The 25,946-nt window shown below is 73.5% G+C and carries 16 protein-coding genes; 3 read left to right on the top strand and 13 right to left on the bottom strand.

The window, feature by feature from the left end; translation table 11 throughout:
* Positions 1–66: 66 nt before the first annotated feature.
* A complete protein-coding gene (locus ABZ117_RS08400) occupies positions 67–861 on the bottom strand; it encodes a class II aldolase/adducin family protein (protein ID WP_356818620.1) in 795 nt (264 codons plus the stop codon).
* Between the two features lie 139 nt (positions 862–1,000).
* On the opposite strand from ABZ117_RS08400, the gene ABZ117_RS08405 reads away from it, so the two are divergent.
* A complete protein-coding gene (locus tag ABZ117_RS08405; protein WP_356818622.1) occupies positions 1,001–1,468 on the top strand; it encodes a pyridoxamine 5'-phosphate oxidase family protein in 468 nt (155 codons plus the stop codon).
* A gap of 74 nt (positions 1,469–1,542) precedes the next feature.
* On the opposite strand, the gene guaA is transcribed toward ABZ117_RS08405, so the two are convergent.
* Positions 1,543–3,123, bottom strand: coding sequence for a glutamine-hydrolyzing GMP synthase (gene guaA / locus ABZ117_RS08410; RefSeq protein WP_356818624.1), 1,581 nt, complete (start codon positions 3,121–3,123; stop codon positions 1,543–1,545).
* Between the two features lie 282 nt (positions 3,124–3,405).
* Between guaA and ABZ117_RS08415 the strand changes: the two genes are divergently transcribed.
* On the top strand, positions 3,406–3,705 hold the full coding sequence (locus ABZ117_RS08415; protein WP_356818625.1) for a chorismate mutase: 300 nt from the start codon (positions 3,406–3,408) through the stop codon (positions 3,703–3,705).
* A 528-nt stretch (positions 3,706–4,233) separates the two neighbouring features.
* On the opposite strand, the gene ABZ117_RS08420 is transcribed toward ABZ117_RS08415, so the two are convergent.
* The 8 genes from ABZ117_RS08420 to ABZ117_RS08455 form a co-directional block, all read right to left on the bottom strand.
* Positions 4,234–6,009 carry a GMC family oxidoreductase gene (locus tag ABZ117_RS08420; RefSeq protein WP_356818626.1) on the bottom strand — a complete coding sequence of 592 codons (1,776 nt, stop codon included), beginning with the start codon at positions 6,007–6,009 and terminating at the stop codon, positions 4,234–4,236.
* A 92-nt stretch (positions 6,010–6,101) separates the two neighbouring features.
* Positions 6,102–7,715, bottom strand: coding sequence for a succinic semialdehyde dehydrogenase (locus ABZ117_RS08425; protein ID WP_356818628.1), 1,614 nt, complete (start codon positions 7,713–7,715; stop codon positions 6,102–6,104).
* A gap of 127 nt (positions 7,716–7,842) precedes the next feature.
* The gene (locus ABZ117_RS08430; RefSeq protein ID WP_356818630.1) at positions 7,843–8,793 is read right to left on the bottom strand and encodes a serine/threonine-protein kinase; all 951 of its coding nucleotides are present in this window, start codon (positions 8,791–8,793) and stop codon (positions 7,843–7,845) included.
* Positions 8,794–8,887: 94 nt separating this feature from the next.
* Positions 8,888–10,645, bottom strand: a complete 1,758-nt coding sequence (locus ABZ117_RS08435; RefSeq protein WP_356818632.1) for a serine/threonine-protein kinase — start codon at positions 10,643–10,645, stop codon at positions 8,888–8,890.
* Between the two features lie 108 nt (positions 10,646–10,753).
* Positions 10,754–12,571, bottom strand: coding sequence for a serine/threonine-protein kinase (locus ABZ117_RS08440; RefSeq protein ID WP_356818833.1), 1,818 nt, complete (start codon positions 12,569–12,571; stop codon positions 10,754–10,756).
* Between the two features lie 271 nt (positions 12,572–12,842).
* The gene (locus ABZ117_RS08445; protein WP_356818634.1) at positions 12,843–15,524 is read right to left on the bottom strand and encodes a protein kinase; all 2,682 of its coding nucleotides are present in this window, start codon (positions 15,522–15,524) and stop codon (positions 12,843–12,845) included.
* Positions 15,525–15,689: 165 nt separating this feature from the next.
* Positions 15,690–17,708, bottom strand: coding sequence for a serine/threonine-protein kinase (locus ABZ117_RS08450; RefSeq protein WP_356818636.1), 2,019 nt, complete (start codon positions 17,706–17,708; stop codon positions 15,690–15,692).
* A gap of 536 nt (positions 17,709–18,244) precedes the next feature.
* On the bottom strand, positions 18,245–19,954 hold the full coding sequence (locus ABZ117_RS08455; protein WP_356818638.1) for a glycerol-3-phosphate dehydrogenase/oxidase: 1,710 nt from the start codon (positions 19,952–19,954) through the stop codon (positions 18,245–18,247).
* A 282-nt stretch (positions 19,955–20,236) separates the two neighbouring features.
* Here ABZ117_RS08455 and ABZ117_RS08460 point away from each other — a divergent pair, with 282 nt between their 5' ends.
* Positions 20,237–21,445: a nucleotide sugar dehydrogenase gene (locus tag ABZ117_RS08460; RefSeq protein WP_356818640.1), complete on the top strand. Its 1,209-nt coding sequence runs from the start codon at positions 20,237–20,239 to the stop codon at positions 21,443–21,445.
* Between the two features lie 148 nt (positions 21,446–21,593).
* Here the strand turns inward: ABZ117_RS08460 and ABZ117_RS08465 are convergent, their stop codons facing one another.
* From ABZ117_RS08465 to ABZ117_RS08475, 3 genes are all read right to left on the bottom strand, one after another.
* Positions 21,594–22,718: a GuaB3 family IMP dehydrogenase-related protein gene (locus tag ABZ117_RS08465; protein WP_356818642.1), complete on the bottom strand. Its 1,125-nt coding sequence runs from the start codon at positions 22,716–22,718 to the stop codon at positions 21,594–21,596.
* A 137-nt stretch (positions 22,719–22,855) separates the two neighbouring features.
* A complete protein-coding gene (gene guaB / locus ABZ117_RS08470) occupies positions 22,856–24,364 on the bottom strand; it encodes an IMP dehydrogenase (protein WP_356818643.1) in 1,509 nt (502 codons plus the stop codon).
* A 163-nt stretch (positions 24,365–24,527) separates the two neighbouring features.
* Complete coding sequence (locus tag ABZ117_RS08475; protein WP_356818645.1) at positions 24,528–25,115, bottom strand: sigma-70 family RNA polymerase sigma factor; 588 nt, start codon at positions 25,113–25,115, stop codon at positions 24,528–24,530.
* Positions 25,116–25,946 lie beyond the last annotated feature (831 nt).

Consider the following 25,946-nt stretch of genomic DNA (forward strand, 5'->3'; position numbering starts at 1 on the left):
TTGCCGTACGGCCGGGATCATCCAGCGGGGGGAGTTCGTGGTGACGGAGGCGGCCGTGCCGGGGCTTCAGCCGAGCAGGTCCGGTTCGCTGCGGCTGATGTCCTGCCACAGCGGCTGGTAGTTGATCCAGGCGACCAGGTCGCCGCCGAGCTGTTCCCGGGTGGCGACCGCCAGTCTGTGGTCGATGAGCACCGGCCGGCCCGCCGCCTGGGCCATCAGCTGCACCTGGCAGGAGCGCTCCAGGGAAAGGAACCACCAGGCCGCCGCGTCCACCGAGTCGCCGACGGTGAGCAGCCCGTGGTTGCGCAGTACGAGCGCCTTGCGGGAGCCGAGCGCGGCGGCGATCCGGCGGCCCTCCCCGGCGTCGACGGTGACGCCGGTGTAGGCGTCGTACAGGGCGATGTCCTCGTAGAAGGCGCAGCTCTCCTGGGTGATGGGGTCGATGAGGTCGCCGAGGGCGGCGAGGGCTCGGCCGTGCACGGAGTAGCAGTGGGCGACGGCGACGACGTCGGGGCGGGCGGCGTGGACCTGGGCGTGGACGGTGAAGGCGGCCTGGTTGACGTGGTAGCGGCCCTCGACGACCTGCCCGTCCTGGTTGGCGAGGACGAGGTCGCCGACGGTGACGTGCCGGAACGGCATTCCGAAGGGGTTGACCCAGAAGCAGTCGGTGAACTCGGGGTCCCGGGCCGTGACGTGCCCGGACACCCCCTCCTCCAGGCCGGCCCGTCCGAAGATCCGCAGGGCACCCGCGAGCCGCTCCTTGCGGTGCCGGCGTTCGTCCTCGGCCGTCTCGTGCATGGGCGGCATGGCGAACCGAAGCTGGTCGGTGGGCAGCGGCAGGGGCGGTTCGGGCCCGTGCATAGGTCCTCCAGCACTGGGATTGCGGTACGGGCGGAAATTACCTCCGGCCGGCGCAGAACAGCAGAGCCGTTGTGTGAAGATGCCGTGTGCCGCGAATACCCGACAGAAGATGTCGGCATTCTCGGCGAGACTCGTCCGTATGAACTGGGCAGCCTTCAGCAACGCCGCGCCCGAACTGGCGGCGACCACCGAGCAGCGCTTCGGCGCGTACCGGCACCACGTCCTGGTGACCCTCCGCAAGGACGGCTCGCCCCGCACGTCCGGCCTCGAGGTCCGTTTCCTGGGCGGGGAACTCTGGCTCGGCATGATGCCGGGCTCCCTCAAGTCCCTCGACCTGCGCCGCGACCCCCGCTTCGCCCTTCAGGCCAACCCCGGCGAGGGGACGGGCATGGGCGGCGGGGATGTGCGGGTCAGCGGGCGGGCGTACGAGGTCGAGGACGGCGCGGCGAAGGCCGCCTACGTGAAAGAGGTGGAACCGCCGGAGCCGTTCCACCTCTTCCGCACCGAGCTGACGGAGGTCGTACGGACCTCCGTCGAGGACGACATGTACCTGGTCACCCGGGTATGGAAGCCCGGAGAGCCGGTGCGCACTCTCCGGCGCCGCTAGGCCATGCCGTCGGACTCCCGCCTGCTCGGGCGAACGGCGGGAGTTCTACGACACGGCCTGGAACCTGGGGAGGACTACTCCCACTCGATGGTGCCCGGCGGCTTGGACGTCACGTCGAGCACGACCCGGTTGACGTCCCGGACCTCGTTGGTGATGCGGGTGGAGATGCGGGCGAGGACGTCGTAGGGCAGCCGGGACCAGTCGGCGGTCATGGCGTCCTCGGAGGAGACGGGGCGCAGCACGACCGGGTGGCCGTAGGTGCGGCCGTCACCCTGGACGCCCACACTGCGGACGTCGGCGAGCAGCACCACCGGGCACTGCCAGATGTCGCGGTCGAGGCCGGCCGCGGTCAGCTCCTCGCGGGCGATGGCGTCGGCCTCACGCAGCAGGTCGAGGCGTTCCTTGGTCACCTCGCCGACGATGCGGATGCCCAGGCCGGGGCCGGGGAACGGCTGGCGCTGGACGATCTCCTCGGGCAGGCCAAGCTCCTGGCCGACCATGCGGACCTCGTCCTTGAACAGCATGCGCAGCGGCTCGATCAGCTGGAACTCGAGGTCCTCGGGCAGGCCGCCGACGTTGTGGTGGGACTTGATGTTCGCGGCGCCGGTGCCGCCGCCGGACTCCACGACGTCCGGGTACAGGGTGCCCTGGACGAGGAACTCCACGGCCGGGCCCTCGTCGGCGATGATCTCGGCCTGGGCCTGCTCGAAGACGCGGATGAACTCCCGACCGATGATCTTCCGCTTCTCCTCGGGGTCGGTGACCCCCTTGAGGGCGGTGAGGAAGCGCTCCTCGGCGTCGACGACCTTCAGCTGGACGCCGGTGGCCGCGACGAAGTCCTTCTCGACCTGCTCGGTCTCACCCTTGCGCATCAGGCCGTGGTCGACGTAGACGCAGGTCAGCTGGTGGCCGATGGCCTTCTGGACGAGGGCGGCGGCGACGGCCGAGTCGACCCCGCCGGACAGACCGCAGATCACGCGCTTGTCGCCGACCAGCTCGCGGATCGCGGCGACCTGCTCCTCGATCACGTTGCCGGTGGTCCAGTCCGGCTTCAGGCCCGCACCGCGGTACAGGAAGTGCTCCAGCACCTGCTGGCCGTGCGTGGAGTGCATGACCTCGGGGTGGTACTGGACGCCGTAGAGCCGCTTGTCGTCGTTCTCGAAGGCGGCGACCGGGACGACGTCCGTGGACGCGGTCACCGTGAAACCGTCGGGCGCGGCGGAGCAGGCGTCACCGTGCGACATCCACACGTGCTGCTCGGCCGGGGTGCCCTCGAAGAGGGTGGAGGACGCCCGGGAGACCTGGAGGTCGGTGCGGCCGTACTCGCGGGCTCCGGTGTTGTCGACGGTGCCGCCGAGGCTCTGCGCCATCAGCTGGAAGCCGTAGCACATGCCGAAGACGGGGACGCCGGACTCGAAGATCTCGCGGTCGAGGGTGGGGGCACCCTCCTCGTACACCGACGAGGGGCCACCGGAGAGGATGATGGCCGCGGGCTTCTTGGCGAGCATCTCCCGGACCGGCATGGTGCTCGGCACGATCTCGCTGTAGACCCGCGCCTCGCGGACGCGACGGGCGATGAGCTGGGCGTACTGCGCGCCGAAGTCCACGACCAGAACGGTGTCGGGGTTGGCGGCAGTGTGAGTCGCTGATGACACGGGGTGCCTTCTGGTGGTCGGGCGGGGGTCTGTGCTACCGAGTCTAACGGGGTGGGCGGGGAGGCTTCCTCTGTACGGGGCCATGGCATACTGGCGCCATGCTCCAGCACGCGATCTGCGTCTTTACCTATGGCACCCGGCCCGCCGGCTGCCATGGTCGTGCTGCTTGAGCTGACGCCAAGCGACTTCCCAGGCGCCCCGGGCCGACAAGGCCCGGGGCGCCTGTCGTTTTCCGGGTTCTGCCGTTCCAGGGCATCCGTCTTCCCGACCGAGGAGCCCGACATGACCGCCGCCAGCCCGCACGTGACCACCACCAGCCCGCACCTGACCGCCGCCAGCCCGGAAACGGCCATCGCCGACGCCCGGGAGCGTATCGACGTGCTCGACGACCGGATCATCGGCCTCGTCCAGGAGCGGATGGCCGTCTCCGCCGTCGTCCAGCAGACCCGGATCGCCTCCGGCGGCCGGCGGGTGAACCTGTCCCGCGAGATGGAGATCCTCGGCCGCTACCGCGACGCGCTCGGCAAGCCGGGCACCTCCCTCGCCATGACCCTGCTGGAGCTGTGCCGGGGTCGCGTCTGAGTCCGTCCCCGTTCTCACCCGTACGGCGCGTGACCGGGCCGCGCACCGCGTCGTTGAGGGCTCCAGGAAGGTGACCGGACGGCAGGGGACAGCGGCCCGGTCATCCAGGAGAACGGCCGGTCCCGGGGACGCCCGGGACCGGCCGACGAAAACGGCACACCGGCCGGGGCCGCAGGCGGACACCGCTCGCACGGGCCTCGGGTCGCCGGAGGCAGTCGGCGCGCTCCCCCGGCGCCGCTGCCCGGCATCGCTCCCCGGCACTGGGCCCCGCGGCCTCTCCGTCCCGCGGGGCCTTTCCTCATGCCCGGACCCGGAGCGCGGCGCGCACGTGACTCAGGTCACAGGGGAACATCGCGGTTCGTGAGCAACCCTTGAGACTCTTCGCTGATCAAACCTGCGGGATCGACGAACGGCGCGGCGGGACCTGCCTTCGGAGGGGGAGGCAGGTCCTGCCGCGCGTTCGTACGCGCGATCGGACCGCCGGGTTCCTTACGATCGGACCGCCGGGTTCCTTCGCGCCGATTGCGGTCACTTCTTCGGCGGCACCGCCGGTATCCCCAGGAACGGCAGCCGCAGCGCGCCGAACGCGTCGGCGGGGACGGCCGGGGTCCGCGGCTCCACCGGGCTCAGCCGCTCGTACGCCGCTCCCTGCGCCGGACGCGGATCCTCCTCGCCGTTGTTCGGCCAGAACGACATGGCCCGTTCGGCCTGCGCGGTGATCGTCAGCGAGGGGTTCACGCCCAGGTTCGCCGAGACCGCGGCGCCGTCCACCACCGAGATGCCGGGGTGGCCGTAGAGGCGGTGGTAGGGGTCGATCACGCCCGTCTCCGCGGAGTCACCGATGGGGCAGCCGCCCAGGAAGTGCGCGGTGAGCGGGGTGCCCATCAGCTCGCCGACGTTGCTGCCGGCGAAGCCGTTGATCTCGGCGGCGAGCGCGGAGGCGGCCTCGGTCGCGGCCCTGATCTGCTTGGGGTTGGGCGAGCCGTGCCCCTGCCGGGCGGTGAGGAGGCCCTTGCCGACACCGCCGGGCTTCAGGAACGTGGTCAGCGAGTTGTCCAGCGACTGCATGACGAGGCCGATGATGGTCCGCTCCGACCAGCGCCGGTTGGACAGGGAGCGGGCGACCAGCATCGGGTGCCGGGCCGCGTTCGCCAGCCAGGCCAGCACGCGCGAGGAGCCCTCCGCGTACGGCACCTGGAGGATCGACAGGCTGCCCATGGAGTTGGAGCCCCTGCCGTAGCGGACCGGCTCGATGTGGGTGCTGGCGTCCGGGTGGATCGAGGAGGTGATGGCGACGCCCCGGGTGAAATCGGCCCGCGGCGCGCCGGTGGCCCGGTGGTAGCGGCGGTTGTCGGTCTGCGCGCCGACCAGCGCCTCGGAGTTGGTGCGGGTGAGGTCACCGAGCCGGGGGGACAGGTACGGCAGCTGGCGGCCGGCCTTCATGCGGTGCAGCAGGGTCTGGGTGCCGTAGGTGCCGGCCGCGAGGACGACTCTGCGGGCGGTGAAGGTCCGCGCCGGGCCCTTCTTCCGGTCCGTCGGCAGGGTCGTCACCGCGTAGCCGCCACGGGAGTCGTCCGTGACGGACATGACGGTCGTCATGGGGTGGACGACCGCGCCCGCCTTCTCGGCGAGGTACAGATAGTTCTCGTTGAGGGTGTTCTTCGCGCCGTGCCGGCAGCCGGTCATGCACTCGCCGCACTCGGTGCAGGCCTTCCGGTCGGGGCCGGCGCCGCCGAAGTACGGGTCGTTCACCGTCCCGCCGGGCCGGGCCTTCGCCTTGCCGTCGGCGTCCTTGCCGTCACCGAAGAACACGCCGACCGGGGCGAGGTGGAAGGTGTCGGCGACGCCCATCCGCCCCGCCGCCGCCTTCAGGTGCACGTCGGAGGGGGTCATGGTGGGGTTGATCCGTACGCCGAGCATGCGCTGGGCCTGGTCGTAGTACGGCTTCAGCTCTTCCTGCCAGTCGGTGATGTCCCGCCACTGGGGGTCGTCGAAGAAGGCCGCCGGCGGTACGTAGAGCGTGTTGGCGTAGTTGAGCGAGCCGCCGCCGACGCCCGCGCCGGCCAGCACCATCACGTTGCCCAGCAGGTGGATGCGCTGGATGCCGTAGCAGCCGAGCCGGGGGGCCCACAGGTAGTTCTTCAGGTCCCAGGAGTTGCGCGGGAGGTCCTCGCGGGTGAAGCGGCGGCCGGCCTCCAGGACGCCCACCCGGTATCCCTTCTCGGTGAGGCGCAGGGCGGACACCGAGCCGCCGAAGCCGGAGCCGACGATGAGGACGTCATAGTCGTAAGCGTCCTGGGGCACGGATGTCTCCTCGTCGAGTGTGCGTGCGGGCCGTCGCGTGGCGGGGGAACGGGGGCGCCTGCCGGATGCGGTCCCGCGCCCCCGCGCCGGACTCACCGGAACCGGAATGCCTTCATGAGCCGCAGGCTCGTGCTCATGAAGGCGGCGTACTGCTCGTCCGTCATGCCCAGCGAGGGAGCCATCGGCAGCAGCCGCTGCCGGGCCACCGTCTGGGCCTCGGTGTACTTGAGGATGCCCTCGGAGCCGTGGCGGCGGCCGAGGCCGGAGTCCTTCATGCCGCCCATCGGGGACTGGACGCTGCCGTAGGCGGGGGCGTAGCCCTCGTTGACGTTCACCGTGCCGGTGCGCAGACGGGAGGCGATGTCCTGGCCGCGGCGGGCGTTCTTCGTCCAGACGGATGCGTTGAGGCCGTACGGGGTGGCGTTGGCGCGTTCCACGGCCTCGTCGTCGGTCGTGAAGCGGTAGACGGAGACGACGGGGCCGAAGGTCTCCTCCTCGCAGACGGCCATGGAGTCCTCGACGCCGTCGAGGATGGTGGGTTCGAAGAAGTAGGGGCCGATGTCGGGGCGGGCCACTCCGCCCGCGAGTACCTTGGCACCCTTGGCCACGGCCTCCTCGACATGCCGTTCGACGGTCTTCAGCTGCCGCTCGCCGACCAGCGAGCCCATGTCGGCGCCGTAGGCGAGGGAGCTACCCAGCCGCATGGCCCGGGTGCGGGCGGCGAAGCGCTCCAGGAAGGCGTCGGCGACGGAGTCGTGGACGTACAGCCGCTCGATGGAGATGCACAGCTGGCCCGCGGAGGAGAAGCAGGCGCGGACGGCTCCGGCGGCGGCCTTCTCGACGTCGGCGTCGTCCAGCACCAGCATGGCGTTCTTGCCGCCCAGTTCGAGGGAGACGCCGACCAGGCGGGCGGCGGCGCCGACGGCGACCTCGCGGCCGGTGCGGGTGGAGCCGGTGAAGGAGACGTAGTCGGCGTGTCTGACCAGTTCCGGTCCGACGACCGGGCCCTCGCCGAGGACGACCTGGAAGACGCCGTCGGGCAGCCCGGCCTCGACGAGCAGGTCACGCGCCCACAGGGCGGTGAGGCAGGTCTCCGTGTCCGGCTTCATCACGACGGCGTTGCCGGCGGCGAAGGCGGGCAGGGCGTCGCCGACGGACAGCTCCAGCGGGTAGTTCCAGGGGGCGATCTGGCCCACCACCCCGCGGGGGTGCCTGAGTTCGGTGACCTGCGTCAGGGCCGGCACGGCACCCGCGTGCCGTTTGGGGCGCAGATAGGCGGCGGCCCGGCGGCCGTAGTGGCGGGCGGCGACGGCGACGGCCTGCACCTCCTCGTGTGCGTGCAGGCGGGCCTTGCCGGTCTCCAGCTGGATCAGGTCGAGGACCTCGGCCTGCCGCTCCAGCACCAGGTCGTGGAAGCGGAGCAGGACGGCGGCCCGCTGCCGTACCGGGACCTCGGCCCACACACGCTGCGCGGCACGGGCCGCCTCGAAGGCCCCGCGCACGTCGTCCGGGGTGGATTCGGGCAGGTCGGCCAGTTTCTCGCCGGTGAGGGGGCTGTGGTTGGCGGTACGGCCGCTGCCGGCGACTCCCTTGACGAGCTGGGCGACCAGCTCAGGGGTGACCACGTCGGCGGCCGTGCGGGCGCCTTCGGGAGCGGGCGCGAGCGGGTTGGTACCGGCGATGTCCGGGGCCTGCGTGTCCGTCATGACGCGCAGGGTATGCCGCGGCGAAGGCTTTGTGTACCCGTCGGTAACGGGGATTCACGCGGTACGCACATCCTGCCAGTGATCGATGGCAGCGAATGCGCTGATCAGGGCGTCGAGGGGGCGCTCCTCAGTCGGTCCCGGTCTTCTTCGCGAGGAGGAGCCCCAGCGCGGACAGGGGCGCGCGCCACGGAGCGGGCGCGGGGGCCGGGTCAGGGGCGGGACCGGGGGCCGGGGCGGGACCGGGGGCCGGACCGGGGGCCGGGGCCGGCCTTGGGGCCGGTTCGGGGGCGGAGGCCGGGTCCGGGGCACGGGGCGCGGGGGCGGGATCCGGTACGGGGGGCAGGCCGAGATACTCGTGGAGTACGGCGGCGACCTCCCCGGCGTCCGGCCGCGACGCCGGCTCACCGGCGTGCAGGCGGTCCAGCAGCGGGCCCAGCGGTCCGGGGCCGGTGTCCCCGACGGCGGCGCGCAGCAGCGCGCCCAGGGACCACAGGTCGGAGGCCGGCCCGGCGCCGGGGCCCGCCGCCCGCTCGGGGGCGACGAACCCGGCGGGCGACTCGTCCGCGTGCCCGTCCCCGATGCCGAAGTCGGTGAGGACGACCCGCCCGGTACCGGACTCCAGCAGCACGTTGGCCGGTTTGATGTCCCGGTGCACGATGCCGACGGCGTGGGCGGCGCGCAGCGCGCCGAGCACGGCGAGTCCGATGCGGGCGGCCTCGGGCGGCGGCACGGGGCCACGGCGCAGCACCTCGCGCAGGGACTCGCCCGCCACCAGCTCCATCACGATCCAGGGGATGCCGTCCTCGGTGACGACGTCGTGCACCGTCACGGCGGAGGGGTGCCGCACCCGGGTGGCGGCCCGGGCCTCGTGGTGGAGCCGGTGCGCGACACGCCGGCTCTCCTCGTCGGTGGCCGGATCACCGGGCAGCAGCGGTTCCTTGACGGCCACCAGGCGCTCGTCCTGTTCGTCCCGGGCACGCCAGACGGTGCCGGCCGGTCCGGAGCCGAGACGTCCGGCCAGCCGGTAGCGACCGCCGATCAGGCGTGCGTCGAGCGGGAGTTCGCCGTCTTCGGTCATGGCACATGAGTACCGTGCGCACCAGGCCCTTGTCGAAGCGGGCGGCCGGAACCGCGCAACCGGGTTCCCTGCCGGCAGCCCGGACGCGGAGCGGTCACGCACCCGTGACCGAGAACGTGCCGACGGCCACGTCGAAGTACTCCCGCGCCTCCCGCACCTTGCCGACCGGCGCCGACACCCACACGTCGTACAGCCGCCCGTCCTCCTCCCAGCACACGTCGTAGGTGTGGCGCGGGCCCTCCGCCGCGCTGAAGCCGTCCCAGGTGAACTCCCAGAGCGCGGCCGGGTGTCCGGCGTGCCGGGTGCGCGTGACGCGGCCGTCGCGGTAACCGGGGTTGCTGGAGGCGCCCTCGGCGGCCGACCGGTTCATCACCCCGGCGGGACCACCCGGCTGGGGTGCGCCGACCTTGACACCCAGGCGGAAGGTGCCTCCCGGTGAGAGGTAGAAGACCCGCTCGCCCCGGGGGCTGCGGGTGAAGCCCTCCGGTACGGCGAGGGAGAAGCCGGCCGGGTCCCGGGCCGCGCGGTAACCGGAGGGCGCGGTACGCGAGCCGGCGGCGGTCGGGCGGGGCGGGGTGGAGGCGGTCGTCGGGGTGTGCGACGGAGTGGGTGAGGGGGTGGGCGACGGTGTCGGCCGGGTGGCGGGCGGGGACGGGGACAGCGCCGTGCCTGCCGTACCGGTCCGGGTGGCCGGGCTCGTCGCCGTACCGCCCGGGGTGCCGCCGCCCCCGCCCCCGTCCCGGTGCAGCAGCAGCGCCGCGGCCGACACGCCGGCGCCGGCCAGTGCGGCGACGAGCAGCGCCGCGACCAGCACACCGCGCGGCGACGACCGGGCCGGGAGCGCCTCCCCCGGCGGCCGGGGCGAGGCGTACGGCGGCGACCCGCCGTGCGGGAGGTCCCAGTGGGGCGGCGGGTGGTGCGCGGAGGGCTTCGGCGTCCGGCCGCCGCCGAGCCGGTGCAGGCGCCCGCTGCCGTGCGTGCTCCCCGCCGCCCCGTGGCCGCCCGGCGCGGCCGGCGTGCGGCCCGTCTCCAGGTACGCGGCCAGCATCTGCTCGGCGTCCGCCGCGCCCAGCCGCCGGTCGGGGTCCCGCTCCAGCAGGCCCAGCACGACGGGCAGCAGCGGTCCCGCCTGGGCCGGCGGCCGGATCTCGTCGGCGACGACGGCGTGCAGGATGCCGCCGAGCGAGTCGCGCCGGAACGGCGACTCGCCGCTGAGCACCGTGCACAGCAGCGCGCCCAGCGACCACAGGTCGGACTCCGGGCCGGTGCGCAGCCCGGACATCCGTTCCGGGGCGGTGTACTCGGGCGAGCCGACGAAGGAGCCGCTCTCGGTGAGCGTCGTGGCGCCCTCGACCTGGGCGATACCGAAGTCGGTGAGGACGACCCGGTCGGTGCCGGACTCGAGCAGGACGTTCGCGGGCTTGATGTCCCGGTGCAGCACCCCCGCCTCGTGCGCCGTACGCACCGCGCTGAGCAGGGCGATGCCGATCCGCGCGGCCTCGGCGGCGTCGACCGGGCCGTGCCGGGCGATCCGGTCGGCGAGCGAACCGCCGTCGATCAACTCCATGACCAGGTACGGCCGTTCGTCCTGCTCCACCACGTCGTGCACCACGATGATGTGCGGGTGCCGCAACTGACAGACCGCGCGGGCCTCCCGGAACGTACGGTCCCGGCGGCGGCGCGCGTCGTCGTCCGGGAGCGCGTCGTCCGGCAGGAGTTCCTTGACCGCCACGTGACGGCCCAGCACCTGGTCGCTCGCCCGCCAGACGACGCCCATGCCGCCGCGCCCGATGCGTTCCTCCAGGCGGTAACGGCCCGCGATCAGCCGGAAGCCGGCTCCCTCGGTCCCCATGCGCCCCATCATGCCGCACCACGGGCCTGCCCTCCGGGGCGCCGACCGGCCAAGCCACCCCGCACAGCCTGCCTGTTTCGGCCGTCCGTCCCGTCCGCCGCGCCCGGATCAGCCCTCGTTCGGCTGCTGCCAGCTCCGCAGCACCCACGTGAACTGCTTGCCGGTCCTCGCCCAGTCGGCGGCCGGCGACGACATGTAGATCGCGTATTCGGTGCCCCGGGGCGAGAAGTACGTCTCCTCCACGGCGTGGCGCGGCCCGGCGACGTAGGGCGGGTCCTTCTTCAGCGCGGTCCAGGTGTACTCCCACAACGCGCCGTCGCGGTCGCGGTAGATGTTCTCCTTCATGGTGACGCGCCGGTAGTCGACCAGCCGCTGGAGCTGCCGCTCGAGGTCCTCCTGATGGGAGAGGGGCTTGGCGTAGTCCGACGCGGTGTCGATGGCGATGCGCACGAAGTGCCTGCCGCCGTCGGGCGTGTAGTCGATCTGCTTGAGGTCGCCCTGGATGCCGTACACCTTGCGTGTCCAGCCCTTGGGCAGGGAGAGGCTGAAGCCCAGCGGGTCGTGGTACGTCCGCCAGCCGGCGGGGACCGTGCCGGCGGAGCCGGGCGTGCCGCTGCCGCTCACCGCCGGCCGCGGGGCCGGGCGCGAGTCGCCGTTCGTCCCGCTGTCCTGTTCCATCCCGTTCCACCGCTGGATGCCCGCCGCCGCGCCGCCGCCGAGGACCGCCGCGACGGCCACGACCAGCGCGAGGGTGCGCAGCCGGCGGTGGGGCCGGCCGCCCGCCCGGCCCCCTGCGGTGGGCTCCACCATGGTGACCGCGCCCGCCGTCGGCCCGCCGGGCGTGGTGGTGCCGCCCGTGGGCGCAGCGGACAGGGGGGTGCCGGTGGTGGGTGCCGTCGCCGTCGGGCCGGTCACGGAACGGCCCGTGTGCGCGCCTGCGCCCGGGCCGTAGCCGGGGTGGCCCGCGTCGGAGCCGTAGCCGGGGCCCGCCGGTGCGGGGCCGTAGCCGTCCGCCGGGGTACCGGAGTCGTAGCGTCCGCCCGGGACGTGACCGCCGTCCGGGCGCACGCCCGAGCCCTGGGTCGGGACGAACGCCTGTGCCGAGCGCGGCCGGCGGCCCTCCGCCGCCTCGGCGAGCATCTGCTCCGCCTCCCCCGCGCCCGGGCGCCGCGCCGGGTCCTTGCGCAGCAGTGCGGCGATGACCGGCCCGAGCGGACCGGCGTGGCGCGGCTCGTCGGCCTCCTCCTCGACGACCGCCTGCATGGTGCTCAGCGGCGAGGTGCGCCGGAACGGCGAGCGGCCCTCGACGGCCGTGTACAGGGTGGCGCCGAGCGCCCACAGGTCCGAGGACGGGCCGGGATCGTGGCCCCGGACCCGCTCGGGCGCGAGGTAGTCGACCGAGCCGACGACCTCGCCGGTACGCGTGATGGTGGTGTCGCCCTCGATCTGGGCGATGCCGAAGTCGGTGAGCAGGACCCGGCCGTCCACGCCGAGCAGGACGTTGCCGGGCTTGACGTCCCGGTGCAGTACCCCGGCGGAGTGCGCGGCGCCCAGCGCGCGCAGCACCCACAGCCCGATCCGCGCGGTCTCCGCCGGCTCGATGCGGCCCCGTTCCTTGACCGCGTCGGCCAGCGAGCTGCCCTCGACCAGCTCCATCACGATCCACGGGCGGCCGTCGTGTTCCAGGACGTCGTGCACGGTGACGACGGCGGAGTGGTTGATGCGCGCGGCGGCACGCGCCTCGGCCCGGGTGCGGGCGAGCAGGACGGCCCGGTCGCTGTCGGAGACGTAGAGCGCGGCGGTCAACTCCTTGACGGCGACCTGCCGGTGCAGCACCTCGTCGTGGGCGCGCCACACCCGGCCCATGCCGCCGCTGCCGATGGAGTCGGCGAGCCGGTAGCGGCCCGCTATGAGCAGGCCCTGCATCTGATTCACGTTGCCCCGCAATGCTCTTGACAGGCTCAGACTAAGGACCGGTCTGCCCCCAGGGAACCGGCGGGGTGCCAAGGTGACAGCACTGTGACGGTTGACAACCCCGCACGCGTGCGCGAATCGCTCCGCACCGTCCGGCCGCCACACGGACCGCTCAACTGCGGTGGCGGTACGTGGCGGTGGCCCGCCCGGCGGCGTGCCGGTACGGCCCGTGCGCCGCCCGTGATCTGCGCGACCGTCCCGCCGGCAACCCCCCGTGACCAGCTCAACCGCGGAGTCCGTACGTCGTGGTCGCCTGCTCGTACAGCCGGGTCACCTCGTCGCGCTCGGCCTCCGGGCCGCGCACCTGGATGACGTGGTAACGCCCGTTCAGCAGCAGCGCCATGTTCCGCACGAACAGGTCTCGTCCCTGCCCGTCGGTCCAGGTGAACTGCCCCTCCGCCATGGTCCGTCCGCCCACCTCGATGGTCCGCAGCCCGGTGGCCGTGGCCCAGCTGGAGTCCCGGTACGGCTGGAGTTCGCGCTCCTTGTCCCGCTGGTAGACCATCGGATCGCTGCCGAACGCCGAGGTGCCGTCACGTCCCGGTACGACGATCAGCTCGAAGTTCCCGTGCGCGTAGACCACTTGGCCGCTGCCGTTCTTCGGGGTGCGGTGCCAGCCCTCGGCGACGGCGACCTGGAATCCGTCCGGGTCCTTGCGCAGGGTGAATCCGTCGGCCACGGCGGGGTCGCCGCCGGTCTGTGTCTCGGTCGCGGGCTCGGAGGCGGAGGCGGACGGGTCGTCGTCCGGTGCGCTCTGCCCGTCCGACGCCGCCGCGGAGTGGGACGGCGCGGGGCCGGTGCGCCCGGCCGCCCCGGTACGGCCACGGTCCGCCGCTCCGCTCTCGCCCTGTTCCGGCATGAAGAGCAGCGCGTAGGCGACCGCGCCGGCCAGCAGGAGCAGGATCAGCAGGAGCAGGGTGCGGCCCAGGCTGCGCGGTGAACCGGCGTCCTCCCGGGCCCGCTTGTGCCGGCCGTGCGGATGGGCCGCGGGCAGTCCGGCGCGGCGCCGGCGCACCAGCTCGCCGCGGCGCCGGACGATCGGCAGCCGGCGCGGGTCGGCGGGCGGCAGGGGCACGACGTGGGTGCCGGCGTCCGGTTCGGGCGCGGAACGCACCAGCGACCGCAGCCAGCCGCTCAGCTCCTCCGTCTCGGGGCGCTCGGTGGGGTCCTGACGCAGCAGCGACTCCACGACCGGCCGCAGCGGGCCGCACTCCTCGGCGAAGGCGGGCGGCTCGGCGCAGACCAGCTGGACCAGCTCGGCCGTCGACTCCTCCGGGTACGGCGCGTGCCCCTGCACCGCCCGGAACAGCAGCGCGCCCAGCGCCCACAGATCGGTGGCCGGACCGATCGGCGCCGCCAGCTGCCAGTTCTCGTGCACGGGGCCGGCCTGTTCGGGCGCCCACCGCTCGGTCACCGGCCCCACGACGGCCATCCGTACCTGCCGGGCCCGCTCCGCGGCCAACGCCGTACCGGGCCCCCGCCGCACGGCACCCCCCTCGTCCCAGCGGGCGGCCGACGGCGCGGGCACGCCGACGGAGTCGCCCCTGCCGCCGGCGACAGCGGGGAGCTCCCCGTGCCGACCGGCGCCACGTCCCTGTGCTCCGTCGTCCGGGGCCGGAGCCGGGGCCGTGGCGTCCGGTCCGGTGCGCGGTGCGGCACCGTGCCAGGGGGTGCCGCGCAGTCCGTACGGATCGGCCGCCCGCTCGGACGGCGTCGCGCCGCGCGTCTCGGGGCCGTACGGCGGCGGTGCCGTGACATCGCCTCGGCCGGCGCCGCCACCGGCCCCGGTCTCGTCCCCGGCCGGCGGGCGGGCCGCGGGCAGGGCGGCGCGCCCGTTCTGCCGGGTCTCCTGCACCCGGGCGGCGGCCCGGGCGCCCGCGCGGTACGCGGCGATGGCCCCGGCCCGGGCGGCGCGGACGTCCCCCCCGCTCTCCAGGGCCCGCTGTCCCGTCGGCCCGGACGCACCGGCACCGGTCACCTCGCCCGTCCCCGCAGCCGGCAGTCCGCCGGCCGCCCGCGCCTGGATCGCGGCCCGGCGCGCGGCCTCGGGGTCGGCCCCCGCGGCCGGCCCGCCGCCCGGACCGGCCCCGGCGAAGCCCCCGGCACCACCGGGGACCGCGGGCACACCGAGGGCACCGGGTACGCCGGACGCCCCGGGCCTGCCGGAAACCCCGGGCCTGCCGGATGTGCCGGGAACACCGGGCGCGCCGGGGGTTCCCGCGTCCGGCCCGCCTCCCGGAGGATCACCCGCACGTGCGTCCACCGCGTCCGCCGTGGGCCCGTCCGGAGCCGGCACCGGGTCGTACCCGCTCAGTGCCTCCTCGGCCGCACCGACCGCGAGGCCGGTCAGCATCACGCGGCCGTCGTCGCAGACGAGGACCGTGCGGGCGGTGAGGTTGCGGTGCACCCAGCCGTGGGCGTGCAGCACCCGGAGCGCCATGAGGACGTCGGAGGCCACCTCGGCCGCCCGGTACGGCGACAGCGGTGCCTCGGTGAGGAGGGCGGCCAGCGGGCGCGCGGCCACCAGCTCGCTGACGATCCAGAGTGAGCCGCCCTCGGCGAACACGTCGAAGACCTGGTCGAGGCGCGGGTGGTCGGGGATACGGGCCGCGGCCTGCGCGGCCTCGACGGCGCGCCGCACCGCCGGGTCGGCGGGCCGCCGGGTGGCGGTTCCGGCCTCCGGTGTCCGGCGGGACACGCGCTCCCGGGCGGTGAACCCCTCGGGCAGCCCCTCCGCGTCGAGAACCTCGGCCTCGACGACCTCGGGCAGCGGGACCTGCCGGACCAGGACCTCCTGACCGCTGTAGGTGTCGAAGGCGCGGGTCTCGGTGAATTCGTAGGCGTCGGACGGCGGCAGTGGCAGGCGGTAGCGGTCGGCGAGCACCCGACCCGCGTAGTCGTCCACTTGGCCTCCCCCGGCCGCCCGAGATCCGTCACTTCCGTTCGCCGTACGGCCCGTTTCGCACACGCATGCGGCTGCGTACGGTCCGCGACCATTCACGATACGTGCCGGAGGCAACCCGCACCGAGCGGATGACGGATTCCGGCGCACCGGACCGGCCTGCCCCGCCTAGGACTTGGGCGTGAACGACTTCGTGAGTGTCTTCCAGGTGTCCTTGCGCAGATCGCCGTGCCAGTCGGCGCCCTTCGCCGTGTACATCAGCGCGTAACCCTGGTGGTCGTTCACCACGAAGCCCCGGTCGATCGTCCGGTACCCGGTGCCGCCGTCGTTGTACGTGAACTCCCAGTCGGCCGTGTTCCAGCTGCGGTAGCCGACCTTCTCGATACGTATCCTGTGGTATTGGGAGCGCACCATGTAGCGCTCCTGGTTCTTCCAGTCCGCCACCGGGTCACCCTTGGGCGTGCCGGTCCAGGCGACGAGCAGCTTCTGCCCGGCGGGCCCGGTGTAGCGGTCACCGGCGGCACCGGTGGACCGGTACTGCCATCCCTTCGGCAGTCCGATCGAGTACCCCTGGCCGCTCTTGCGGGTCGTGACCGCCGGAGCACTCCCGCCGTCCTTGCCGCCGCCCTTCCCGCCGGAGGTGCCGGAGTCGTCGGCGGACGGTCCGGCGCCGGAGTCCGGCCCGGTGGCCGACGCCGAACCGGTGCCGGCCGGTGCCGCACTCGCGCCGTCCGTCCGCGTCCCGGTGGCCGTGCCGCCGTCCGGCTTCTTGTCCTCCTTGGTGGACGCGCCGGCGCTGGCGGCAGCCCTGGTGCCGCCGCTCCTGCCGTTCTTGTCGTCGCCGCTCAGCGTGAGGGCGAGCACGGTGCCGAGCACGGCGAGAGCGACGACCACGGCGATGATGACGAGCGTGCGCCTGGGCACCACATCGGTCAGCGGCGCCCTGGGAACCGGCCGCGGCGGCAGGTCCAGATCCGGCGGCGGCACGACGGGCCAGCCGGAACTCCGCTTCGCCGAACCGGAGTCCGGCACGGATCCGGAACCCTGTGCCGGGACGGCCGGCCTCCCGGCCGGGCCGGTGCCCGAGGGTCCGGCGGCGGCGGACCGCGCTCCGGTAGCCGCGCCGCCGGCGGCCGGAGCCGCGGTCTCGCTCGTGCTCCTCGGCCGCGACGCCGCCGCGCCGGCCGCCCCGGCCGCCTTGCGGACCGAACGCAGTGCGCCGCGCAGCTTCTCCCCGGGCTCCTCACCGCGCTTGCCCTCGGACGGACCCGGCTGCGCCGGCAGCGGGACCACGCGGGTGGCGTCCATCGGCTCCTGCTCGGGCGCGTGGATCACCGCGTTGAGCATGGCCCGGGCCCCGGCGTCGTCGAGCCGCTGGGCCGGGTCCTTGGTGAGCAGGCCGTAGATGACGTCCCGCAGCGGTCCCGCGTGCTTGGGCTCGTCCAGGTTCTCGGTCATCACGGCGGTGAGCGTGGCGATCGCCGAGCCCTTGTCGTAGGGCGGCACCCCTTCGACCGCCGCGTACAGCAGGCCGCCGAGCGACCACAGGTCGGCCGCCGGTCCGGGCTTGTGGCCGCGGGCGCGCTCCGGGGAGATGTAGGAGGGGGCGCCGACCAGCATGCCGGTGGAGGTGATGGACGGGTCGCCCTCGACCTGCGCGATGCCGAAGTCGGTGAGCACGACCCGGCCGTCCTCGGCGATGAGCACGTTGGACGGCTTCACGTCCCGGTGCAGGATGCCCTGGCGGTGTGCGGAGCGCAGCACGTCGAGGACGGCGAGCCCCACCTCGGCGGCGCGCTTCGGCTTCAGCAGCCCGTCCTCGCGGATGACCTCGGCGAGGGACTTGCCCTCCACCAACTCCATGACGATCCAGGGCCGGTCGTCCTCGTCGACCACGTCGAAGACCGTCACCGCGCTGTTGTTGCGGATCCGGGCGATCGCCTTGGCCTCGCGCAGGGTGCGCGTGATCAGGCGCCGCTTCTCCTCCTCGTCGATGTTCGTCGGGAACCGCAGTTCCTTGACGGCGACCGTCCGGCCGAGGGTCTCGTCCTCGGCGCGCCAGACCGTGCCCATGCCGCCGCGGCCCAGCACGTCTCCCAGCCGGTACCGCCCGGCGAGGAGACGCCGCTCGCCATTGCCCTGACGAGTCTCCTGACGGGGTGTTCCCGCCCGCTCCGTCTCCGACATGCGTCCCCTCATACAACCCGCCCTGACAGAGCCTCCATTGTCTCTTACCCCGCAAGTGGCCGATGCCCAGGGTGCCCGTGGCCGAAGTCCGCCCCCCGCGCCCTCGAAGCCCTGGTGAAGCGGGCGTTCCGCTTACCGGGACGATGGGCCGCAAGAGGGGAGGAACCGGGATGCCGACGCTTCGGACACTCCCGGCCATACCGGCGCCCGACCGCACTGCGCCACCGTCGCGTCACCGACGGCGGCACATCGGACCCGGCCCTCTCCCCGCACCGGCAGGCGGGCCGGCTTCCGGAAGTAGGCGGGGCCGCCCCGGCGCTGACCCCGGCTCAGGCCACACGCATCACGCTCCCCTCTCCGGGCCCCCGTGCCGCGCACCGCCGCCACGGCCGGCCGGGACCCCTTCCATACGGCCCTGCACTCGGCTGAGTCCGCCCTCACACCCGGTGGAACGAGCCGGTTCCGAACGAATATCCCGATTCACGACACTCATTCGGATGAAAGCTGCCCGGCCGGGGGCGCCGACAGGGCTGGGCTCAGGTGAGCGGCACGATGTCCGGCGCTCCCAGCCGGGCCGCGTCCGCCGTCTGGTCGTCCGGCTGGAGCTGGGACTCCCGCTCGGCCTCCACGCGCTTCTCGTAGTGCTCGACCTCGCGCTCGATCCGGTCCTGGTCCCAGCCGAGCACCGGCGCCATCAGCTCGGCCGCCTCCCGGGCGCTGCGCGTGCCCCGGTCGAACGTCTCGATGGAGATGCGGGTGCGGCGGGTGAGGACGTCGTCCAGGTGCCGGGCACCCTCGTGCGAGGCCGCGTAGACCACCTCGGCGCGCAGGTAGTCGTCGGCGGCCCGCAGCGGCTCACCGAGCGCCGGGTCGGCGGTGATGAGGTCCAGGACCTCCTCGGCCATCGAGCCGTAACGATTCAGCAGGTGTTCCACGCGGACCACGTGCAGTCCGGCGCGGGCGGCGATCCGCGCTCGCGCGTTCCACAGCGCCTGGTAGCCCTCCGCGCCGAGCAGCGGGGTCTCCTCCGTCACGCAGTCGGCGACCCGCGCGTCGAGACCGTGCACGGCCTCGTCGACGGCGTCCTTCGCCATCACCCGGTACGTCGTGTACTTGCCGCCCGCCACGACCACGAGCCCCGGCGCCGGGTGGGCGACCGTGTGCTCGCGGGACAGCTTGCTGGTGGCGTCGGACTCGCCGGCCAGCAGCGGGCGCAGCCCGGCGTACACGCCCTGTACGTCGTCGCGGGACAGCGGCACGGCGAGCACCGTGTTGACGTGTTCCAGCAGGTAGTCGATGTCGGCGCTGGACGCGGCCGGGTGGGCCTTGTCGAGGTCCCAGCCGGTGTCGGTGGTACCGACGATCCAGTGCCGGCCCCAGGGGATGACGAACAGGACGGACTTCTCGGTGCGCAGGATCAGGCCGGTGGTGGAGTGGATGCGGTCCTTGGGGACGACCAGGTGGATGCCCTTGGAGGCGCGGACGTGGAACTGGCCGCGCTCGCCCACCATGCCCTGGGTGTCGTCGGTCCACACACCGGTGGCGTTGACGACCTGCCGGGCCCGGATCTCGTACTCCCCGCCGGCCTCCACGTCCCGCACCCGGGCGCCGACGACGCGCTCGCCCTCGCGCAGGAACCCGGTCACGCGCGCGCGGTTGGCCACCCGCGCGCCGTACGACGACGCCGTGCGCACCAGGGTGGTCACGAAGCGGGCGTCGTCGACCTGGGCGTCGTAGTACTGGAGCGCGCCGACGAGGGCGTCCTTGCGCAGGCAGGGGGCGACACGCAGGGCGTGACGGCGGGTCAGGTGGCGGTGCACGGGCAGGCCGCGGCCGTGGCCGCGGGCCATGGACATCGCGTCGTAGAGCGCCACGCCCGAGCCGGCGTACAGCCGCTCCCAGCCCTTGTGCCGGAGCGGGTAGAGGAACGGCACCGGCTTGACCAGGTGCGGGGCGAGCCGCTCCAGGAGCAGGCCGCGCTCCTTGAGGGCCTCGCGGACGAGCGCGAAGTCCAGCATCTCCAGATAGCGCAGGCCGCCGTGGATCAGCTTGCTGGACCGGCTGGACGTGCCGGACGCCCAGTCGCGGGCCTCGACGAGGCCGGTGGACAGGCCGCGGGTGACGGCGTCCAGTGCGGTGCCGGCGCCGACCACTCCGCCGCCGATCACCAGGACGTCCAGCTCGCGCTCCGCCATCGCCGCCAGTGCCTCGGCGCGCTGCGCCGGCCCCAGAGTCGCTGTCCTCACCGCTGCCTCCCGATGTCGCAAGACGTGCTCACGTCGGCCGCACCCGGTGGGCGAAGCCCGGTTCATCCCCTCCTCATGCCCAAATTCTGTCCGCGTCGTCCGACTTCGGCCACCACGCGCTGACACCCTGTGGACAACTCGCGCAGAACCCCCGGAAGACACACGAACACAATCACACATAACGGTCATATGTGTACCTAGTCTGACACTGCACTCGCTCGTCTTGTCCACAGCGGTTGCGTACCTGTTCCGCTTCGGCTACTGGGAAGGACGGCCCACGCCATGCCCGCAGACCTCGCCGTCATCGGACTCGGCCCCTACGGCTTGCCGCTCGCCCAGGCCGCCGTCGCCGCCGGCATCGCCACCATCGGCTACGCCACCGGCCCCGAGGCCGGCTCGCTCAGCCCGGCCGAGCTGCGCCGGATGCACGCCTCGGGCTTCCGGCCCGGCACCGACCCGGCCCAGCTCGGCCGGGTGCGCACCGCGGTGATCTGCGCGCCCACCCCGCGCGGCGCCGACGGGGGGCTCGACCTCGGCCAGGTCGAGGGGGCGGCCCGCACCCTGGCCGAGCGGCTCCGCCCGCACACCACGGTCATCCTGGAGTCACCCGTGCTGCCGGGCACCACGGAGGAGTTCCTGCGCCCGCTGCTGGAGAAGGGCTCGGGCCTGCGCGCCGGCCGCGACTTCCACCTCGCCTACTCCCCCAGCCGGGTCGACCCCGGCAGCCGCCACCACACCCCCGCCGGCACGCCGAAGGTCATCGGCGGCCTCACCCCCGCCTGCACCGAGTCGGCCGCCGCGTTCTACGGCCGGCTCACCGACAAGGTCGTCCGCGCGCGCGGGCTGCGCGAGGCGGAGACCGTGCAGCTGCTGGAGACCAACTACCGGCACGTCAACATCGCGCTCGTCAACGAGATGGCCGTCCTCTGCCACGAGCTGGGCGTTGACCTGTGGGACGTCATCCGCTGCGCGGAGACCAAGCCCTTCGGTTTCCAGGCGTTCCGGCCCGGTCCGGGCGTCGGCGGGCACGGCGTCCCCCAGGACCTGACCGGCCACGCGACCCGCACCCTGCGCATGGTCGAACTGGCCCAGCAGGTCAACAACCGGATGCCCAGGTACGTCGTCCGGCGCGCCGCCACGCTCCTCAACGAGCACGGCAAGTCCGCGCGCGGCGCCCGCATCCTGCTCCTCGGCGTCACCTACAAGCCCGACCTCGCCGACCAGCAGGGCACACCGGCCCAGGAGATCGCCGTACGGCTGATGGAGCTGGGCGCGGCCGTCAGCTACCACGACCCGTACGTGCCCGCGTGGAGCGTCCTGGACCGCCCGGTCCCGCGCGTGGACTCCTTCTACGAGGCCGCCGCCGACGCCGACCTCACGATCCTGCTCCAGCAGCACCGCACCTACGACCTCCAGGGCCTGTCGGTGAAGGCGCAGCTGCTGCTGGACACGCGGGGCGCGACGCCCACGGGTGCGGCGCACCGGCTGTGACCGGGCGCGTGTCCCGCGGCGGGGCCCGCCACCCGGCAACGCGCAGGCGCACGCCCACGCGCACCGGCCGGGGCATGCACCCGGGCCCGGACGTGCGCGTGGGGCCGGTCACCCCTCCGGGTGGCCGGCCCCTCGGGCGTCGCAGGAGCTAGCGGCGGTGCTGGGAGTCCGCCACCGTGACCTCGACCCGCTGGAACTCCTTCAGCTCGCTGTAGCCGGTGGTGGCCATGGCGCGGCGCAGGGCGCCGAAGAAGTTCATCGAGCCGTCGGGGATCCGGGACGGGCCGGTGAGGATCTCCTCGATCGTGCCGACGGTGCCGAGGTCGACCTTCTGGCCGCGGGGCAGCTCCTCGTTGACGGCCTCCATGCCCCAGTGGTGGCCCTTGCCGGGCGCGTCGGTGCCCCGGGCCAGCGGGGAGCCCATCATCACCGCGTCGGCGCCGCAGGCGATCGCCTTGGACAGGTCGCCGGACCAGCCGACACCGCCGTCCGCGATCACGTGCACGTACCGGCCGCCGGACTCGTCCATGTAGTCACGGCGGGCCGCGGCCACGTCGGCGACGGCGGTGGCCATCGGGACCTGGATGCCGAGGACGTTGCGCGTGGTGTGCGCGGCGCCGCCGCCGAAGCCGACCAGCACACCGGCCGCGCCGGTGCGCATCAGGTGCAGCGCGGCGGTGTACGTGGCGCAGCCGCCGACGATCACCGGCACGTCCAGCTCGTAGATGAACTGCTTCAGGTTCAGCGGCTCGTGCGAGGACGACACGTGCTCCGCCGACACCGTCGTACCGCGGATGACGAAGATGTCCACGCCCGCGTCCACGACCGCCTTGGAGAACTGGGCGGTGCGCTGCGGGGAGAGCGCGGCGGCGGTGACCACACCGGAGTCGCGCACCTCCTTGATGCGGGCGCCGATCAGCTCCTCCTTGATGGGAGCGGAGTAGACCTCCTGGAGGCGGCGGGTGGCCGTCTCGGCGTCCAGCTCGGCGATCTCGTCCAGCAGCGGCTGCGGGTCCTCGTACCGGGTCCACAGACCCTCGAGGTTCAGCACGCCGAGGCCGCCCAGCTCACCGATGCGGATCGCGGTGGCCGGGGAGACCACGGAGTCCATCGGGGCGGCCAGGAACGGCAGCTCGAAGCGGTAGGCGTCGATCTGCCAGGCGATCGAGACCTCCTTCGGGTCCCGCGTACGGCGGCTGGGGACGACGGCGATGTCGTCGAAGGCGTACGCCCGGCGGCCGCGCTTGCCGCGCCCGATCTCGATCTCAGTCACGTCTTGGGCCTTTCCCTGATGCGTTTCAGCGTCTTCCAGTATCGCCGACGGACACGGCAACGGCGGCCCCGCGTGCCGCGGGGCCGCCGTCGACGGCCGGCACGCGCGCGTGGACGCGCGTGCGTACTGCCGGAGAGCTACCTCTTGCTGCTGTAGTTCGGCGCCTCGACCGTCATCTGGATGTCGTGCGGGTGGCTCTCCTTCAGACCCGCCGAGGTGATCCGCACGAACCGGCCGCCCGCCTGGAGCTCGGGCACGGTCCGGCCGCCGACGTAGAACATCGACTGGCGCAGACCGCCGACCAGCTGGTGGACGACGGAGGACAGCGGGCCGCGGTAGGGCACCTGGCCCTCGATGCCCTCGGGGATCAGCTGCTCGTCGGAGGCGACGCCCTCCTGGAAGTAGCGGTCCTTGGAGAACGACCTGCGCTCGCCACGGGTCTGCATGGCACCGAGCGAGCCCATGCCGCGGTACGACTTGAACTGCTTGCCGTTGATGAACAGCAGCTCGCCCGGGGACTCCTCGCAGCCCGCGAGGAGCGAGCCGAGCATGACCGTGTCGGCGCCCGCGACCAGGGCCTTGGCGATGTCGCCGGAGTACTGGAGGCCGCCGTCGCCGATCACCGGGACACCGGCGTCCTTGGCGGCCAGCGCGGCCTCGTAGATGGCGGTGACCTGCGGGACGCCGACGCCGGCGACCACGCGGGTCGTACAGATGGAGCCGGGACCGACGCCGACCTTGATGCCGTCGGCGCCCGCGTCGACCAGGGCCTGCGCGCCGTCGCGCGTGGCGACGTTGCCGCCGATCACGTCGACACCGGCGGAGTTCGACTTGATCTTGGCGATCATGTCGCCGACCAGCCGGGAGTGGCCGTGCGCGGTGTCCACGACGATGAAGTCGGCACCCGCCTCGACCAGGGCCTGGGCGCGCTCGAAGGCGTCACCGGCCACGCCGACCGCCGCGCCGACGAGCAGACGGCCCTCGGCGTCCTTGGCGGCGTTCGGGTACTTCTCCGCCTTGACGAAGTCCTTGACCGTGATCAGGCCCTTGAGGACGCCCTCGTCGTCGACCAGCGGCAGCTTCTCGATCTTGTGCTTGCGCAGCAGTTCCATGGCCTCGGGGCCGGAGATGCCGACCTTGCCGGTGACCAGCGGCATCGGGGTCATGACCTCGTGCACGCGGCGGCTGCGGTCGTTCTCGAACGCCATGTCGCGGTTGGTGACGATGCCGAGGAGCTTCTTGTCCCCGCCGGTCACCGGCACACCGCTGATGCGGAACTTCGCGCACAGCGCGTCCGCCTCGGCGAGGGTCGCCTCCGGGTGGATGGTGATCGGGTCGGTGACCATGCCGGACTCGGAGCGCTTCACCAGGTCGACCTGGTTGGCCTGGTCCTCGATGGAGAGGTTGCGGTGCAGGACGCCGACGCCGCCCTGACGGGCCATCGCGATCGCCATGCGGGCCTCGGTCACCTTGTCCATGGCGGCGGACAGCAGCGGGATGTTGACCCGCACGTTCTTGGAGACGTACGAGGCGGTGTCGATCTCATCGGGTGCCATGTCCGACGAGCCCGGCAGCAGCAGCACGTCGTCGTAGGTCAGCCCGAGTGTCGCGAATTTTCCGGGCACTCCGTCGACGTTGGCAGTCATGACACCTTCCCCAAATGGCCTTGCTCGGTGCGGATGTCCATGCTAACGGGAAGCATCGCCAGCGAATTCCACGGTACGGGGTCGCTTCAGGCTTCGTACGTTCGTACGGAAACGGCGGCGCGCCTGTTCAGCGACGGGCCACGGAGGCTCCGCACAGGGGCGATTACTGTTCGGCGAGCGCCCGCAGGCGGCTCAGGGCCCGGTGCTGGGCCACGCGGACCGCACCGGGTGACATTCCCAACATCTGCCCCGTCTCCTCCGCGGTCAAGCCCACGGCGATGCGCAGCAGAAGCAGCTCGCGCTGGTTCTCGGGGAGGTTGGCCAGCAGTTTCTTGGCCCACTCGGCATCGCTGCTGAGCAGGGCGCGCTCCTCGGGGCCGAGGGAGTCGTCGGGCCGCTCGGGCATCTCGTCGGACGGCACCGCGGTCGACCCGGGATGGCGCATGGCCGCCCGCTGGAGATCGGCGACCTTGTGGGAGGCGATGGCGAAGACGAACGCCTCGAAGGGGCGGCCGGTGTCGCGGTAGCGGGGCAGGGCGAGGAGCACGGCCACGCAGACCTCCTGGGCGAGGTCCTCCACGAAGTGGCGCGCGTCGCCGGGGAGCCGGGACAGCCGGGTGCGGCAGTAGCGCAGCGCCAGCGGGTGCACATGGGCGAGCAGATCGTGCGTGGCCTGCGCGTCGCCGTCGACGGCCCGGTGCACGAGCGCGCCGATCCCCCCGTGGGCCGTGCCCGCCTCGTCGTCGCGCATCGGTCCATGGTGCCTTGCGGCCGTCCGGTCCGTCGCATCGTGTCCGTGGTTGTGCACCGAAGCGTTATGAGCAGGTGCGCCGGCACTCATTCCCTGCGCCCTCCCCTTCCGCTCGACCGACTCGTCCCCGAGAGACTCCACACCCTCAAGGATGCGGCATCCGCGCCGAAACGAGCAGCGCGCGTCCGGCGGGCCGCCTTGCACCTCGCCTGTCGGGAGGTGGGGCGGGTTGGTGTTCCGGGGGCGTACGCCCGGAGCGCGCGGCCCCGCGGCGTGCGCCGCGGGCGGTTGCCGCCGACGTGTCCCGTACGGCCACGGGCGCCGCGGGGCGTACCCGGGCCGGATGCCGGAAGCGACCGCACCGACCGCCGTTACCTTGGGAAACCATACGGGCACGGACACCGGACGCCCACCCGGACCCGGGCTGGGCACCATCCCGCGGCGGGCGCGGGAAGCGTTCCCGCCGTACGGACCGTGCGGGAGAGGAGCCCGGAGCGGCCGCGCCGACCCGGCATCCGGGCAGCCGGGGACGACGGTGTGTGCCGGGCTGCCGACGCCGCACGGCGTCCGCGTCCCCCACCGCACCGCGAAGAAACTCACGGGGACCCAAGAGCGAGGCGCGGCGGCCGGACGCGTCCTCCGGCGTTCCACCGCACGTCCGGCGACCTGCCGGCACCGGCCCGGCCCCGGGCGGCACCGGTTCCGCTGACCCGGGCGGCCCCTGCGCCGTCGGGTCGGCCGGTCGGCGGCGAGGGAGCCGGAAGGGGGAACGGAGAGCGGGGCGGGGGCGGGGCGCTGCCGGGCGGACCCGGCAGGGGGCGCCCCGCGGGG

Origin of the sequence: Streptomyces sp. NPDC006309 (genome assembly GCF_040613095.1) — a bacterium.
Classification (GTDB): Bacteria; Actinomycetota; Actinomycetes; order Streptomycetales; family Streptomycetaceae; genus Streptomyces.

What these genes read in the sequence shown, in the direction of transcription:
- ABZ117_RS08400 (WP_356818620.1), bottom strand. Translation starts at nt 861, where the DNA reads ATGCACGGGCCCGAACCGCCCCTGCCGCTGCCCACCGACCAGCTTCGG.
- ABZ117_RS08405 (WP_356818622.1), top strand. Translation starts at nt 1,001, where the DNA reads ATGAACTGGGCAGCCTTCAGCAACGCCGCGCCCGAACTGGCGGCGACC.
- ABZ117_RS08415 (WP_356818625.1), top strand. Translation starts at nt 3,406, where the DNA reads ATGACCGCCGCCAGCCCGCACGTGACCACCACCAGCCCGCACCTGACC.
- ABZ117_RS08425 (WP_356818628.1), bottom strand. Translation starts at nt 7,715, where the DNA reads ATGACGGACACGCAGGCCCCGGACATCGCCGGTACCAACCCGCTCGCG.
- ABZ117_RS08430 (WP_356818630.1), bottom strand. Translation starts at nt 8,793, where the DNA reads ATGACCGAAGACGGCGAACTCCCGCTCGACGCACGCCTGATCGGCGGT.
- ABZ117_RS08435 (WP_356818632.1), bottom strand. Translation starts at nt 10,645, where the DNA reads ATGGGGACCGAGGGAGCCGGCTTCCGGCTGATCGCGGGCCGTTACCGC.
- ABZ117_RS08440 (WP_356818833.1), bottom strand. Translation starts at nt 12,571, where the DNA reads ATGCAGGGCCTGCTCATAGCGGGCCGCTACCGGCTCGCCGACTCCATC.
- ABZ117_RS08450 (WP_356818636.1), bottom strand. Translation starts at nt 17,708, where the DNA reads ATGTCGGAGACGGAGCGGGCGGGAACACCCCGTCAGGAGACTCGTCAG.
- ABZ117_RS08460 (WP_356818640.1), top strand. Translation starts at nt 20,237, where the DNA reads ATGCCCGCAGACCTCGCCGTCATCGGACTCGGCCCCTACGGCTTGCCG.
- guaB (WP_356818643.1), bottom strand. Translation starts at nt 24,364, where the DNA reads ATGACTGCCAACGTCGACGGAGTGCCCGGAAAATTCGCGACACTCGGG.
- ABZ117_RS08475 (WP_356818645.1), bottom strand. Translation starts at nt 25,115, where the DNA reads ATGCGCGACGACGAGGCGGGCACGGCCCACGGGGGGATCGGCGCGCTC.